This is a genomic window from Psychrobium sp. nBUS_13 (assembly GCF_051201665.1).
Classification (GTDB): Bacteria; Pseudomonadota; Gammaproteobacteria; order Enterobacterales; family Psychrobiaceae; genus Psychrobium.
The window spans coordinates 1,103,390-1,118,427 of record NZ_CP179210.1; the positions used below are offsets into that span (position 1 = coordinate 1,103,390).

Sequence of the window (15,038 nt, forward strand, 5' to 3'; positions counted from 1 at the left end):
ATATATCAAATCCCCATCTTCTTCTTTGTCTTCGTTGTTGCCATAGCAACACTAGGATCATCTGGCCAAAAATGGCGTGGATATTGGCTTTTCATATCTTTTTGCACCGCGGCGTAACTGCCGTGCCAAAAACCGACAAGATCTTTGGTAAGTTGGATTGGTCGCTGTGCCGGCGATAACATTTCAATGAGTACAGGAAGTTGCTTTCTACCAACACTTGGGTTTGTCATGGTGCCAAAGAGCTCTTGAATACGCACCGAGAGTTTTACTTGCCCGTCATCGCTGTAATCTAGGCGGATATTTGAGCCGCTAGCGACTTTTAAATGTGTTGGGTACAGAGCGTTGAGTTGCTGTTGTTCACTCCATTCAAGACGAGAAAGCAGTGCGTCACTCAAATTAATTTTCTTTAATTGTGCAAGCTTCTTAGCGCCATCGAAAAAGGGCACTAACCAATCATCTAGTGAATCTAGTAATGCTTGTTCACTATAGTCAGGCCATGTTTCAGGCTCGTTCGCGTGGGCTGTGCTAAGTCGCTGTAATAACTGAGTTTGCGCGTTGTTGAAGTCTAGGTAGTTCAGGCCTTTGGCTTGTAAGCCGTGACATAACGCTTGGTTTAGTTTATCGCCGTCGATATTGGTTAGCGGCGATTCGCTGATAATTAGTTGGCCTAATTTCTTTTGGTTTAGGGCAATGACTTTATCTTGCTTATCATCCCACTGAAGCTGATCATGTTGTGTAAATAATTCAGGGCTAATCGTTTCTAGGGCGTTGAGATCAATAGTGGTTGCTAAAAATATTCGCGCTTGGTTTTTATTGGCTGCAAAACTCATTAGATCGGCGACAACGATGTAATCACCTGCAAGATGCGCGTTTTCATCGAGGCTTGCACCAAAGCCATTGGCCAATTGAAAGCGCTCAGAGTGACCACGACGTTTTGCGATTCTATCTGGGTATGCATGGGCTAATAAAACTCCGCACTGCTCCGGCTCTATCTTCGTGGAGTGAGTGCCTAATTGTTTAGTAAATTTACTCGCGTTCTTTTTGACTTGTTGCAATGCCGTGGACAGATTTTTTCCGTACGCTAAATAATTAAGTTGATTGCTAATATCTAACTCATTGCCCAAGCTATTCGTTTGTTCCAACATGGCTGCTAGCAGCGCTGCAGTGGCTGATAAATCATGGCCCTTGGCAAATATCATCATGTGAGCAAGGCGCGGCGAGCTGCCAAATTGATAGATTTCTTCACCGTGCTTGGTGAGTTTGTATTGTTTATCCAATGCGCCCATCGCAATAAGCAAATCTCGCGCTTGTTGCAAATTATGCTGTGGCGGGGAGTTGAGCCACTGTAGTTGACTAACATCAACAACCCCCCATTTCGCTAATTCTAATGCCAGTGATAGTAAGTCACTTTGCTCAATCTCTGGCACATCATATTTGGCTAATCGCGCCTGCTGTTCTTGTGGCCACATGCGCCAGCAATGGCCGGCTTGGACACGGCCAGCGCGACCTGCACGTTGAATAGATGACGCTTGAGAAATCTGCTCTTTCGACAGTTTTGTGACGCCATTATTACGGTTAAAAGTTGCTTTATTTACTAGCCCGCTATCAATAACAACGCTAATACCTTCGATGGTAATAGAAGTTTCGGCGATGTTAGTGGCTAACACAACTTTGCGTTTATTGGGCTTGGTTGGCGCAATCGCTAAATCTTGTTGTTGATTGTTGAGCTGGCCATAAAGCGGTAAAACATCGATATCATCGGGTAAATGCTTTAACAATGATGCGGTTTTATTGATATCGCTGGCACTGGGTAAGAAAACCAACACGTTATCATCAAAGTCACGAGCCGCTTGCTCTACTAACTTCGCCACTTGCGGCGGTAATGGTGTTTTAGTATTTCGAGGATAATAGCTGGTGGCCACCTCAAAACTGCGTCCTTGTGAGGTGATAATATCGGCATCAGGCATCAACTGTAATAACTGCTCACCATCTAAGGTCGCCGACATCACTAACAATGTTAAGTCGTCGCGATAACCTTCTTGGATCTCAAGACAAAAGGCGAGGGCAGTATCGGCATGAATGCTACGCTCATGGTATTCATCAAATATGATTAAACCAACGCCATCTAACTCAGGATCTTGTTGCAACATGCGCGTTAAGATCCCTTCGGTAATTATCTCTAAGCGGGTGTTCTTACCAACTTTGTGCTCGCCTTTAACACGGTAACCAACACTTTCACCAACATTTTCACCGAGCTGTTTAGCAACAAAGCGTGCAATGTTTTTTGCCGCAAGCCGGCGCGGCTCTAGCATCAATATTTTTTGATTGTTGAATTTCGCGTGCGATAGCAGTTTTAACGGCAGGTAAGTTGACTTACCTGCGCCAGGAGGCGCTTGTAGGATAACTTGAGCATGTGATGATAAATGGTTTTCTATGTCACTTAATACGGCATCAATTGGTGGCAGGCTCACGCATTTTCCTTAGCTTGTTCTTCAAAACAACCATGTGCTAAAAAGTGGAGCATTTGTTTGATAACACTTGGACTAGCAAGCATGGTTGGGTGGGTTGTCGGCAGGGCAATAAAATCGCTCATGCCTTCAACCTTGGTTGATTCTACGCTGACTTTTCCGTCGTCATCACCCGGTAACATCAATGACAATAATGGGTTAATGCTTTTGGAACCGGCAATAACACCTAGTTCAAAACTAACAGCGCCCAAATTGTTCGGAATATCTTTCTCGCTAGTACCTAGCGCAAGTCCGGCTGGCCCTGCAAATTGTCTAAATAGATAGAACTTGCGGTACATATCAATGACTTCACTGCCTTTGTTTGGCGTTCCTAGCATCACTACGCGGCCCAATTTGCCAAGCTTACGCTCTTTGAAATATTGACGAACTAGAATACCGCCCAGTGAGTGGGTAACAAAATGGATAGTTTTCGCCCCTTGTGCTTCACACTCATAAATACCTTGAGATACAGCGATTTCAGCCAGCTCTTTAATAGTTTTGTCATTAGACGGGTAATCGACGTTAACAACTTGATAGCCTGCATGCTGCAACGCAAGCTGCAATACCAACATTGACTTGTCAGTGCGGCCCCAACCGTGGAGAAGGACAACAAATTCTTGAGTTTTCTTTGTCATAGTTAATTACCTGAGCGTTACGCCATAATATTCTGAGTCGGAGTTATAATACGCTGTAAAGCGATATCCCACGGTTGTACTGTTAATTCATCGACTTGCTGGCAATCATGAGCAATACCAATGGTAACAACATGTGGATTGGCAGCCAGCGTCCGATCGTAATAGCCACCGCCCATTCCCATTCGATTTCCTTGAGTATCGAAGGCAACAAGTGGCGTGTAAATTATATCGAGTTCGCTCGCTGGCAAAACAAGCGAAACGTTTAATGCAGGTTCACTAATACCGTATTTATTAACGTTCATTTTCGTCTGCTCATCATAACGTAAAAATAATAAATTTCCGCGGCTAAATGGATGTAAAACAGGCAAGTAAACGTCAATATCTCGTTGCCAGCAGGCTTGAATAAATGGCAGTGGATTTATTTCGCCATCACTGGCTAAATATACGGCGACTCGCTTTATATTATCAGGCATATTTTTAGTTAGTTGCTTCGATAACGCGGTAGATGCTACTAACTGCTGCTCTTCAGACAGCGATTGTCGACGCTGACGAATCGTTTTTCGCAATGCTTGTACAGAAGATAATTGTTGAGAGTTGGCCATGAATTCATTGTGTTGAGTCAATTAAAGCCAGTGTAGAACAATTGGCGAGAGGGATAAACGGCAAATGTATGTAGGGATTAATATTATTCTTAATATCAATGCTTATCTCTAGCTTAATTTGGTAAATAGATGATGAAACTCTAGGCTTGTTAGCGTTAAATTCACGTTTAAAAATGTTTTTCAATAACATGATGCCAAGAGGGTAGGCAGGCAATCTTTTACTTTTAAGAGAAGACTAAAACATTGGGATTTGATGTAAATATGTTAGCGCGTTACTTTTAAACCGCTTAACTAATAACTGATTATCAAATCGGATTTGTTAATTTTTAAATTTGGCTACCTCAATAAAAAGGCTGTCAAATAACAACCTTTTAATCGCTTTCTTTACATTTTATGTCAAGCTTCCGTTGTAGCCTTCAATAAAGCCCGCCACAAATTCGGGGGCCGCAAGGGCTACTAATAAACACATTGATCCAGTTAACATTATATTTCTATTGTTTTTTTTGTACCCAATAACTGATAACGCAACAAAAACAATAATTCCAATTAATTCAAACATATTCGACGCTTCTTTGTAGTTGATGTTTAGGATGACTTATAAAGGTGCTGTGAGACCTGCCGTATAACCGGACATTGCTGCAGGGCCAGCAAATGCGATAACTAAGCAAAAAGATGATAGTAATAGAATGTTGCGGTCATTTTTTCTATAACCGTAAACTGCGGTGCCTAAAAATGCTAATAGTGCCAATAATTCAAAGATAAACATATTAATCCCTTAATGTGTAGGTGTTGAGGAATGTAAAATATAATCCAAAGACATATTATGTCAAGGCTTTATTTGTATAAATTCATTCTATGGTCTTTGGGGGACGAAGTCTGAGTCGGGCGTTAATCGGATAATTGATGAACTGGATTTGATTAAAACTTCCCATTCTTTTTTTCAGAGAAAGACCGCTGCGGACATTGGCCCTCGAACCAGACGGTATTCTTTAAGACAGGAGTCGGGAGTCAATTAATGGATATAAAGAATTAAACTTCCCACTTTTTGTCTCTGAGAAAGACCGCTGCGGACATTGGCCTGTAGTGGTCAACTAATTTTGGTCACGGTTTTGTAAGTTTTCCAGTATCTCTGTTCCGATTCATTTGGAGTTAAACCGCCATTATATTGATGAGGCCTGACGTTACTATAATATCCTGTAATATAATTCACTACTGCCGCCTTGGCTTGCACTAAAGATTGATAACCTACAGTGGGCATCCATTCTGTTTTAAAACTCCTAAAGAATCTTTCCATCGGTGCGTTATCCCAACAGTTTCCTCGTCTGCTCATGCTTTGCTTGATTTGATATCGCCAAAGTAATTGACGATATTTCTTACTCGTATAATGACAGCCTTGATCTGAATGAAACATCACGCCTTTTGGTCTCCCTCGTGACTCAAAAGCCATTGTTAATGCTTGGCTAGTTAGCGCTGTATCAGGTGAGTAAGACATCGCCCAACCAATAGGTTTTCTGGCGAACAAATCAATCACAACGGCTAAATAACACCAACGATTACCTGCCCATATAAAAGTCACATCTCCACACCAAACTTGATTGGGTTCGCTAACAACAAATTGTCTGTCTAAGTGATTCGGTATCGCTGCGTGCTCATTTCCACCTCGTTTATAAGCATGCTTAGGTATCTGACAACTCACTAGGCCAAGCTTTTTCATAATGCGGTTTGCTCGGTAGCGGCTTAATGGCATATCTCTAGTCGTTGCTATCTGAGCTACGCTTCTGGCTCCTGCTGATTCACCACTTTCCGAGAAAATAGCGCGAACCATTAATTCTGCTTTTAAGTGCTTATGACTGGCGTTTTTTGAATTTTTACGCCAGTAACCATAGCTACTACGATGAATATCAAAGACTTCACAGACTGTTTTTACATCATAGCTCTCTTGTAACGCCTGGACTATTTCAAATTGTCTAGGGAGTCTGACATCAAGAGAGCTGTAGCCTTTTTTAGTATTTCTTTTTCTAATTCAATCCGTTTTATGCGTTTTTCGAGTTCTTTAATTTTTATCTGTTCAGGTGTTAATGCAGTCGGTTGGTCTGCTATACCGTTTCGCTCTTTCTTTAATTGTCGTGCCCATTTATCAATGGCTGATTTACTCACTCCGACGGCTTCGGAAGCTTCTCTGACAGAGTATCCTTCATCAACAACAAGTTGAGCTGTTTCGAGTTTAAATTCTGCTGAATAAGTTGGTCTTGTTCTAGTATTCATTGATTCACCTAAAGTTGATGAGGCGTATGATAACACCTCTATTTAAGTGACCAAATTCACTGTACCACTACAGCCCTCGAACCAGGCGGTTACAATGGAGAGTCGGGAGTTAATTAGATAATTAATAGAAATGACAATATTAAACTTCCCACTTTTTGTCTCTGAGAAAGACCGCTGTGGACATTGGCCTAGAACCAGACGGTATTCTTAAGGCAAGAGTCGGGAGTTAATTAGATAATTGACGAAATGAAATTGATTAAACTTCCCACTTTTTGTCTCTGAGAAAGACCGCTGTGGACATTGGTCCTCGAACCAGACGGTTACAATAGAGAGTCGGGAGTTAATTAGATAATTAATAGAAATGACAATATTAAACTTCCCAAAGTGCCGCTGTGAATCTATGGCCCTCGAACCAGACGGTTCAAGGCGGGAGTTAATTATCACCGCAGGCTTCCCGGTGCATGCCGGGCTTGCGCAATAGTAAAGGAATTAACACCCTTGGTGTGTATATTGGCTCGGGAACTCAGAACACTGGCGAACACCCCAGGAATTGGATTCAGTATATGTCAGCAAATCGTCCTTGTTAATGGCAAATTGTCCTTTTCTTGTCCAACCACTATCAATATTGATCTAACTGATGGTTTTATGGACGAAAAATTTATTTTCAATTTTATGTATTTCTACCACCTGATAGAATGAGTATCAATTCGAATCGTTAAAGGTGGCATCATGAGCCAAAACACAGATCAAAAAGTTTCATGGCAACAACTATCCAGTGCATTAAACATGGCAGAATTAGGCGTAACACCAAGTGAATGTCATGGTGTCATTTGCGGGCTAATTTGTGGTGGCATCAATGTAGAAGATAACTCATGGTCTGGTGCGTTTAATGATTTAATGAATGATGGCATGGGTTTGCCAATCGATCTTAAAAACTTACTTAAAACATTGTTTGATGCCAGCGTGAATGAATTTGTGAGTGGCGAATATCAAGTAAAGTTATTATTAAATGAAGACAACACGTTAAGTGACACTGCATTATCGTTAACTCAATGGAGTGAAAGCTTCATGGCAGGTTTTGCTATTGGTAATGAATCTAAGAAGAAACTAAGTAAAGAAATTACAGAAGCGCTAGGTGACTTAGGACAAATAAGTCAACTAGACACTGAGATTGAAGACGATGAAGAGTCTGAACGTGCTTTTGAAGAAATCTCAGAATATGTGCGTTTAAGTGCTATTTTATGTTTCTCGGAATTTGGTCAAAAGCCTGAGCCAGTAAAAGATAAGAAGAACTTACACTAATGATCAACCAATCATTTTTTGCAAACCGTCGACAATCATTGGCAGAGCAGCTAAGTGACAACAGTGCTGCGATTATTTTTTCAGCCCATGAGAAAACGCGCAGCAACGATACTGAATATCTTTTTCGCCAAGACAGCACTTTCTATTACTTTACTGGCTTTAATGAGCCAGAAGCTGTGTTGGTATTGGTTAAAAAAGACAACGGCTTGCAAATCATTTTGTTTAATCGTGATAAAGACGAGATACAAGAAATTTGGCATGGTCGTCGTTTAGGTCAAGCGGCAGCGCTTGAAAAGTTCGACATTGATCAAGCGCTATCTGTCGATGAGCTTTCTGATAAATTACCTGAATTAATAGCGGGTTGTGACACCATCTATCACGATTTTTTTGATGACAATGACGAGTTCGTTGATGGCTTGCTCGAGGCTCTCAAAGCTAATCCAGATTGTAAAAAAACCTGTCAATTGAGTGATTTACGCGTTATCAGTGATGAAATGCGTTTATTTAAACAATCACCAGAATTAGCTGTGATGAGAGAGGCCGCTAAAATTTCTAGCGCTGCCCACACTCGCGCTATGCAGCAATGTAAAGCGGGCATGTATGAATATCAATTAGAAGCAGAAATACTGCATCACTTTGCGATGAATGGCGCTCGGTTTGCTGCGTACAACACCATTGTTGGTGGCGGTGAAAATGCCTGTATTTTGCATTACACGGAAAATGAATCGACATTAAACGACGGCGAGCTGGTATTAATTGATGCCGGTTGTGAGCTTCACGGTTATGCGGCTGATATTACTCGAACATTCCCTATCAATGGCCAATTTAGTGCGCCGCAAAAAGCGATCTATGAACTTGTTTTAAAGGCACAAATTGCTGCTATCAAACTGCTTGTCCCGGGCAATACCATCAAGCAGGCCAATGACGCTGCTATTGAAATAATGATTAAAGGCTTAATGGAGCTTGAGATCTTAAATGGTGATGTCAGAAAGTTAATTGATGATGAAGCGCATCGCGCATTTTACATGCATGGCTTGAGCCATTGGATTGGTTTAGATGTGCATGATGTTGGTGATTATGGCGGAAAAAAACGTACTCGCGTGCTAGAACCAGGCATGACACTTACCGTTGAACCGGGGCTATATTTTAGCGCTAAACCTGAAATTGACGCTAAATGGCATAACATTGGTGTTCGTATCGAAGATGATATTTTGATAACAGCCAATGGCAATGAAGTATTGACTAAAGATGTTGTTAAAACGGTTGATGAAATTGAAGCACTCATGAGTGGCGCAAACTAACCTCAAAAGGATATCGCGTGAGCAAAGTATATGATTTGATTATTAATGGCGGCGGCATGGCGGGAGCTACGTTGGCTTGGGGCCTCAATTATATTCTTGGTAGTGATCGTGCACTCAATATCGCTATTATTGAAGCTTCAAATGATGATCATAATCATGCTGGTTTTGACGCTCGAGTCATTGCGTTATCTTATGGTTCACGACAAATTTTAGAGCAGTTAGCTCTCTGGGATAGTTATCAATCACTGGTAACACCGATTGATAAAATATCTGTGACCGACCGTGGGCACTTTGGCCAAACATCTTTACACCCAAGTGAATATCAATTACCTCACCTCGGATACGTTGTTGAATTGGCTGATAGTGGGCGTTTACTGATGGATAAATTAAGCACTGCGTCAGTTGCCCAAAACGTTACTTGGTATCGACCAAATAGCATCGAATCACTAACGCAACATCAAGAACATGTCGATGTGACTTTGGCTGACGGACAGCAATTATCCGCCAAATTAATGGTTGCAGCAGACGGTGCATTTTCTAAAGTGCGTTCCTTGCTTAATATTGATAAAACGGTGACGCAGTTTGGTCAATCCGCCATTATCGCCAATGTTGAAACGAGTAGTGCTCATCATGGCGAAGCGTTCGAGCGCTTTACAGAGTCTGGACCGCTAGCGTTTTTACCAATGTCACAAGGGCGCAGCTCTGTAGTTTGGTCAATGAATACCGATGATGTCGCAGCGACAATGGCGCTTGATGACCAAGCATTCTTGGCAGCATTACAACAAGCATTTGGTTTTAGGTTAGGCACTATGGTTAAGACAGGGCAACGATTTAGTTATCCACTTAATCAAAACGTTGCCAATGTTCATATCCATCATCGCACCGCCTTAGTGGGGAATGCCGCCCAAGCGCTTCATCCTATTGCTGGACAGGGTTTTAATTTAGGCTTGAGAGATGTTGCTGCGTTGATTGATGTGATTGCAACTGCTGTTATGGCGGATGTTGATATTGGTTGTTATCAAAGCCTCAATCAATATCAAAAAGCGCGAGTTAATGATCAAGCGCAAACTATTAATGCCACCAGTAGTTTAGTCTCATTGTTTTCAAATAATCACTGGCCATTAGTGGCAGGGCGTAATATCGCATTAGCCGTTTCAGATTGCGTTGCACCGTTGAAGAAACCAGTAGCAGAGCAAATGTTAGGTTGGCGTCATCAACTTTCTCGTATGGCCAAGCATCAAGTCCAAGTTTAAATAAGGTTAATTTTATTTCATGAATATTCAATCGTTTGATGTGACAATTATTGGCGGCGGTATGGTCGGTTTAGCATTGGCAAGCGCGTTAGCAAATAGCGAACTAAAAGTTGCCGTTATTGAAGGTAAAACGCCATCAATGACTATTACCGATAAATATGAAATACGTGTTAGTGCGTTATCTGCCGCAAGTAAGAACTTACTGACTAATATTGGCGCATGGCCTTATATCGCGCAAAATCGCCATCAACCTTATAGCAATATGAGTGTGTGGGAAAAAGATAGCTTTGGAAAAATTGCCTTTGATGCATCAAGCATTAAATCAGCCAATGAAGCCTCGCTTGGTGCTATTGTTGAAAACAGCATTGTTCAACAAGCCCTGTGGCAAACCGCTGACGCTGCGCCGAACGTCACGTTATTTCATCCATTTCACTGTCAAAGTGTTGCCATGGGCGAGCGTGAAACGTGGTTAACATTAGTGGGTGCAAGTGATGATAATAAACACGTCACTCAGTCGTTAACTAGCAAATTGGTTGTTGGCGCTGATGGGGCAAACTCGTGGCTGCGCAAACAAGCTGACATTCCGATGACGAGTTGGGATTATGGTCATCATGCTTTAGTAGCGACTATTGAAACTGATATGCCACATGACAATACGGCGCGTCAGATTTTTTCGCCAGACGGTATATTGGCGTTTTTACCCCTTAATGAACCTAATTTAAGCTCAATTGTTTGGTCACAATCACCAGACAGCGCGCAGCAGTTGCGTGATTGTGATGAAATAGCATTTAATCGCGCGCTCACGGCAGCCTTTGATAATCGTTTAGGCTATTGCCAAGTTAAATCAGCGCGTGGTGTATTCCCATTAACTATGCGATTTGCGCAATCATTTGCTAAAGAGCGTATTGCCTTGATTGGCGATGCGGCTCATACCATTCATCCACTGGCTGGATTAGGCGTCAACCTTGGCTTTTTAGACGCTGCTGCACTAGCGCAAGAGTTATTAAAAAACCACAAACAAGGCAAAGATATTGGCGAACTTGCCAATTTACGTCATTTTGAACGCTGGCGTAAAAGTGACGCCACCCAAATGATTGCTGCCATGGAAGGTTTTAAGCAGTTATTCGCTGGTAATAATCCGCTGAAGAAATTAGTGCGAGATATTGGCTTAGTTGCCGTCGATAAACTGCCGCCAGCCAAAGACGTGTTTATTAAACATGCCATGGGATTGACGGGAGATTTACCGGAGTTGTCTAAATCAGTTTTTTCTAAGGCAGATAGTTAAATCAAATAGTTTAATGAAATGTGAATAATAAAATGGCCGCTTTGCGGCCATTTTAGCCTCGAGCGTTACCGAACGCGTTTAAACACTTCGCCATCGTATTTTAGGCTCTGTATTTTATTCGAATCAACGATAATTCTCACTACTTGAGCACGATTTGGGAGGAACCTCACCCGCATTCCGTCTAAAAATTTATGGGCAGTTGCAACTGAACGAAGCTGTCCAAATTCAAGATAAAACTGCTTGTCTTTGGTTAGTGTAACAACAATATTGCCGAAATGTGGATGATGGTAAGTACCGACATAAGATTGCTTTGGCTGTGACAATTGCCATTGTCTTGCTGCCAGTTCTTCTTCGTGTTGTTCAATCATTATCGGTAACTTAGCAGCGTCTTTCTTTAACTTAATCGCTTTGTTGTTTGCCTTAGTTAATTCGGCTTCATCCTCGAGTAGAGTTGCGTAAATGGCGTGCGCAACAACGTTTGTTAATCTTGAGGCTAACAAATCGTCATTGTTCAAAATAACGATACCAATGCCTTTTTCTGGCATGAATGACAAATGGCTATGCATTCCCGCATATCCGCCGAAATGATGATAAAGCGTTTCGCCCAAATAAGGGCCAATGTGCCATCCCCATGCATATTGTTCTCGTTTATAGTTTTGATAACTAAACCCTGATGTCGCTATTGCTTGTTGTGACTTGGCAATGACTTTCGCTGGGAAGATTTGTTGGCCATCGAGCTTACCTTGGTTTAATTGTATCTTTATAAAGTTGGCAATATCGTTAGTGGAGCTAATCATGCCGCCAGCAGCGTGCATGGTACTGTCATTTTTCTGAAGATAAACAGGGTTGTTGGTGCCATTTAAGATGGAATAATAGTTAGGTAATGGCCAACCTTTATCCTTGATAGCACTGAATGTTGTTGAACTTCGTGTGGTTTTCAACGGTGCAAGTACCCTTTGTTCGAGGATCTGTTGCCAGCTCTTTTGATGAACATTATCAGACCATACACTTAAAATGTTGTAGCCTACATTTGAATATTGAAAGGTATTAAGTGGCGCTTTTTCATTGGGGTAGCTAACAGACACCAGCTTATTGCGAGTTGGTTCATCATGTAATCCCGTATGGGCTGTCGCCGTTGCTAACGGGCTGTTATCGATACCCATTGTATGACCAAGTAGATGCTTTATGGTGACTTTGCTCGCGTCAAAGGTAGAAAATGACATATTAGGGAATAGCGTTGCCATGTTCGTTGATTCGCTGATTTGTCCTTGGTGTTCTTTTAATAGCATCGATAATGCGAAATAAGGCTTTGTGATGGACGCAATATAATAGCTGGTATCAGAAGTGGCAGGCTGCTTGGTGGCGATGTCAGCATAACCGAAATTTCCCCGATAAATTACTTTGTTGTCCTTTACTACCGCAATTGATGTTCCCGACGGGAGCTTAGCGGCAGCCTTGGTTTCATTGACTATTTTTTCAATGGCTGAAAAGTCTGTTGCAAAAGCGGGTAGCGATAAGCACATGCTGGTGCACAGCAGTAAATTGATGATTTTCATTTTAAATCCCTTTTATCTTGATATTTGTCTTTGTATTGTTGGAAAACGGCATTTCTCGTTGAAATAGGGTGCAGGTGAGCACTTTTTTCTAACAGCGCTTGTGCCGCTTGAATGTTGCCACTTGGAATAGTTTGTTTGAGTTCGGTAAGAATAATTTCATAGAGTAGCGCGCTATAAATACTCATCGCCATTAAGGCACTGTTCGAGCGAAAGGCTTGAATGACGCCTTGGCACTGGGCTGTGAGATTGGCAATTAGCATCGCATTGCCATCAGCAGCGAGCTTAAAAGAAACATCATGGGTTGATTGATAAATTTCGTGGCCGTTTTGGCGCACTACAACATTTACGTTTTCCAACGTTATTTCTTCATAGGCTTTTATCCAAACTTCGACGCCTCGCGCAGCCGCTGCTATTAATGCATCTTTAAACAGCGGCAGGGCATCTGGCTCGGCTTCCACCATTAATAAGTGTTGTGAGTTATTAATGAGCTTGATGCTGTGCTCAATAACTAAATCGACCTGTGCTATTTGATACACCTGCTCATCGTCTTCCACTGGATTGTCGAGCTGACTGAGGTTATCTTCTAAATTGGATAGTATGTCGTTAAATTGTTGCTGCTTACGATTTAGAAACTGTTTCCAATCACAGGCAAAATAGCTTTTCTTCTTGTCTGTCGTAAATTCAACCGCTCCTTTCTCTGTCAGGCTATCAATGGCTTTATAAACATTCGCTGTCGGTTTGTGTAAATGTTTAGCAATGGCATAACCTGTTTGCTTCCCTTTGGTAAGCAGTGCTAAATAGATTTCAGCCTCTAACGAGGTAAACCCCATTTGCTCAAGCTGTTGGCATATTTGATTATGTGATGACATGATTTTAATTTATTAGTAGTTTATGCTGCTACTATATTTTTTGTCTTGATTTATTACAAATAGTAAATGTAACAACCTGTAAACTACTCGTTAAATGTTTCTCAGGGTAAGGAAATTTTTTACTCAAAGAATTTAAGAGTGAAAACTCTGTATTGCTCTAAAACCCTTTGTTATCAGTTGTTTCTGTACAAAGTGTTGAATTCCATAAATTGGAAAAAAGTTTCCGTATGTTTCCAAATGTGAAAAATATGAAATTTATTTTGTAACCTGCCTCACAAAAAAGCTATAATCGCGCCACTAAATAATTTGTCATGGCTAAAAACAGGCTACGACACCTTTAAAGCTTGAGGATCTATTATGGCTCAACAAACAGTTTTATTTGATAAACACATCGAAGCTGGCGCTAAGATGGTTGATTTTCACGGTTGGGATATGCCAATCAACTATGGTTCTCAAATTGAAGAGCACCATGCTGTACGTCAAGATGCGGGTATGTTTGATGTATCACACATGACGGTTGTGGACATTAAAGGTTCACAAGCGAAAGAATTCCTACAAAAGCTATTAGCTAACGACGTTGCAAAACTTACTGTTGAAGGTAAAGCAATGTACGGCGGCATGCTTAATGAAGAAGGCGGCGTGATTGATGACTTGATCACTTACTTCATTACTAACGATTACTACCGTTTGGTTGTTAACTCTGCGACGCGTGTTAAAGACATGGCGTGGATCAACAAACAGTCTGCTGGTTATGACGTTGCAGTCACTGAATTGCCTGAACTATCTATGATTGCTGTTCAAGGCCCTAACGCTAAAGAAAAAGCGGCAAAAGTATTTAATAGCGAACAAAATGCTTTATTAGAAGGCATCAAGCCATTTATGTCTGTTGATTCTGGTGACTACTTCATCGCAACAACAGGTTACACCGGCGAAAACGGTTACGAAATTATCGTACACGAAGATAAAGCGGCTGATTTATGGCAACAACTATTAGACGTTGACGTTCGTCCTTGTGGTTTAGGCGCGCGTGATACATTGCGTTTAGAAGCGGGCATGAACTTATACGGTCTAGACATGGACGAAGAAGTATCTCCACTTGCTGCAAACATGGCTTGGACTATCGCTTGGGATCCAGAAGAGCGTGACTTCATTGGTCGTAGCGCATTAGTAGAGCAAAAAGCGTCTGGCAAATTGCACAAGCAAGTTGGCCTATTATTAGAAGCGAAAGGCGTATTACGTACAGGCCTTAAAGTTATATTTACAGACAGCGACGGTGTTGAGCAAGAAGGTGTGATTACTTCTGGTACATTCTCTCCAACGCTTGGTCACTCAGTGGCAATTGCACGTGTTCCACGTTCAATTGGCGAAGTGGCTCAAGTTGAAATGCGTAAGAAATTGGTAGATGTAAAAGTTGTTAAGTCTGGTTTCGTCAGAAACGGCAAGAAAACTTTTTAATCTAGAAC

General features: G+C 41.6%; 13 protein-coding genes and 1 other RNA gene. 5 read left to right on the plus strand and 9 right to left on the minus strand.

What is annotated here, in order from left to right:
- Window positions 1-5: 5 nt before the first annotated feature.
- The 7 genes from hrpB to ssrS all read right to left on the minus strand — a co-directional run bounded on the left by hrpB (window position 6) and on the right by ssrS (window position 6,562).
- Window positions 6-2,471, minus strand: a complete 2,466-nt coding sequence (gene hrpB / locus ACMAZF_RS04985) for an ATP-dependent helicase HrpB (protein WP_435276357.1) — start codon at window positions 2,469-2,471, stop codon at window positions 6-8.
- Window positions 2,468-3,142, minus strand: a complete 675-nt coding sequence (locus ACMAZF_RS04990; RefSeq protein ID WP_435276358.1) for an esterase/lipase family protein — start codon at window positions 3,140-3,142, stop codon at window positions 2,468-2,470. Before ACMAZF_RS04990 ends, hrpB begins: the two co-directional genes overlap by 4 nt.
- A gap of 17 nt (window positions 3,143-3,159) precedes the next feature.
- A complete protein-coding gene (locus ACMAZF_RS04995; RefSeq protein ID WP_435276359.1) occupies window positions 3,160-3,765 on the minus strand; it encodes a 5-formyltetrahydrofolate cyclo-ligase in 606 nt (201 codons plus the stop codon).
- A 370-nt stretch (window positions 3,766-4,135) separates the two neighbouring features.
- Window positions 4,136-4,303 carry a hypothetical protein gene (locus tag ACMAZF_RS05000; protein ID WP_435276360.1) on the minus strand — a complete coding sequence of 56 codons (168 nt, stop codon included), beginning with the start codon at window positions 4,301-4,303 and terminating at the stop codon, window positions 4,136-4,138.
- A gap of 36 nt (window positions 4,304-4,339) precedes the next feature.
- On the minus strand, window positions 4,340-4,510 hold the full coding sequence (locus tag ACMAZF_RS05005) for a hypothetical protein (RefSeq protein WP_435276361.1): 171 nt from the start codon (window positions 4,508-4,510) through the stop codon (window positions 4,340-4,342).
- A gap of 321 nt (window positions 4,511-4,831) precedes the next feature.
- Window positions 4,832-6,009, minus strand: a protein-coding gene (locus ACMAZF_RS05010) for an IS3 family transposase (protein ID WP_435273982.1) whose coding sequence is annotated in 2 segments (ribosomal slippage) — window positions 4,832-5,751 and window positions 5,751-6,009 — 1,179 coding nt in all. Because the reading frame shifts where the segments join, the coding sequence is not laid out codon by codon here.
- Between the two features lie 372 nt (window positions 6,010-6,381).
- Window positions 6,382-6,562, minus strand: a non-coding RNA gene (ssrS, locus tag ACMAZF_RS05015) — 6S RNA.
- Between the two features lie 176 nt (window positions 6,563-6,738).
- Here ssrS and ACMAZF_RS05020 point away from each other — a divergent pair.
- Genes ACMAZF_RS05020 through ACMAZF_RS05035 form a run of 4 tightly spaced genes read left to right on the plus strand, consistent with a single transcriptional unit; the run spans window position 6,739 to window position 11,150 of the window.
- Entirely contained in the window at window positions 6,739-7,311 is a 573-nt protein-coding gene (locus ACMAZF_RS05020; protein ID WP_435276362.1) for a UPF0149 family protein, read from the plus strand.
- The gene (gene pepP, locus ACMAZF_RS05025) at window positions 7,311-8,612 is read left to right on the plus strand and encodes a Xaa-Pro aminopeptidase (protein WP_435276363.1); all 1,302 of its coding nucleotides are present in this window, start codon (window positions 7,311-7,313) and stop codon (window positions 8,610-8,612) included. The genes ACMAZF_RS05020 and pepP overlap by 1 nt, the downstream gene beginning before the upstream one ends.
- A gap of 17 nt (window positions 8,613-8,629) precedes the next feature.
- Window positions 8,630-9,865, plus strand: a complete 1,236-nt coding sequence (ubiH, locus tag ACMAZF_RS05030) for a 2-octaprenyl-6-methoxyphenyl hydroxylase (RefSeq protein WP_435276364.1) — start codon at window positions 8,630-8,632, stop codon at window positions 9,863-9,865.
- A 19-nt stretch (window positions 9,866-9,884) separates the two neighbouring features.
- Entirely contained in the window at window positions 9,885-11,150 is a 1,266-nt protein-coding gene (locus ACMAZF_RS05035; protein ID WP_435276365.1) for an FAD-dependent monooxygenase, read from the plus strand.
- Between the two features lie 65 nt (window positions 11,151-11,215).
- Here ACMAZF_RS05035 and ACMAZF_RS05040 read toward each other — a convergent pair whose 3' ends face one another.
- Both ACMAZF_RS05040 and ACMAZF_RS05045 read right to left on the minus strand, forming a co-directional pair.
- Entirely contained in the window at window positions 11,216-12,706 is a 1,491-nt protein-coding gene (locus tag ACMAZF_RS05040; RefSeq protein ID WP_435276366.1) for a serine hydrolase, read from the minus strand.
- A complete protein-coding gene (locus ACMAZF_RS05045; protein ID WP_435276367.1) occupies window positions 12,703-13,575 on the minus strand; it encodes a TrmB family transcriptional regulator in 873 nt (290 codons plus the stop codon). The genes ACMAZF_RS05040 and ACMAZF_RS05045 overlap by 4 nt, the downstream gene beginning before the upstream one ends.
- Window positions 13,576-13,932: 357 nt before the next feature.
- Here ACMAZF_RS05045 and gcvT point away from each other — a divergent pair, with 357 nt between their 5' ends.
- On the plus strand, window positions 13,933-15,030 hold the full coding sequence (gcvT, locus tag ACMAZF_RS05050; RefSeq protein WP_435276368.1) for a glycine cleavage system aminomethyltransferase GcvT: 1,098 nt from the start codon (window positions 13,933-13,935) through the stop codon (window positions 15,028-15,030).
- Window positions 15,031-15,038 lie beyond the last annotated feature (8 nt).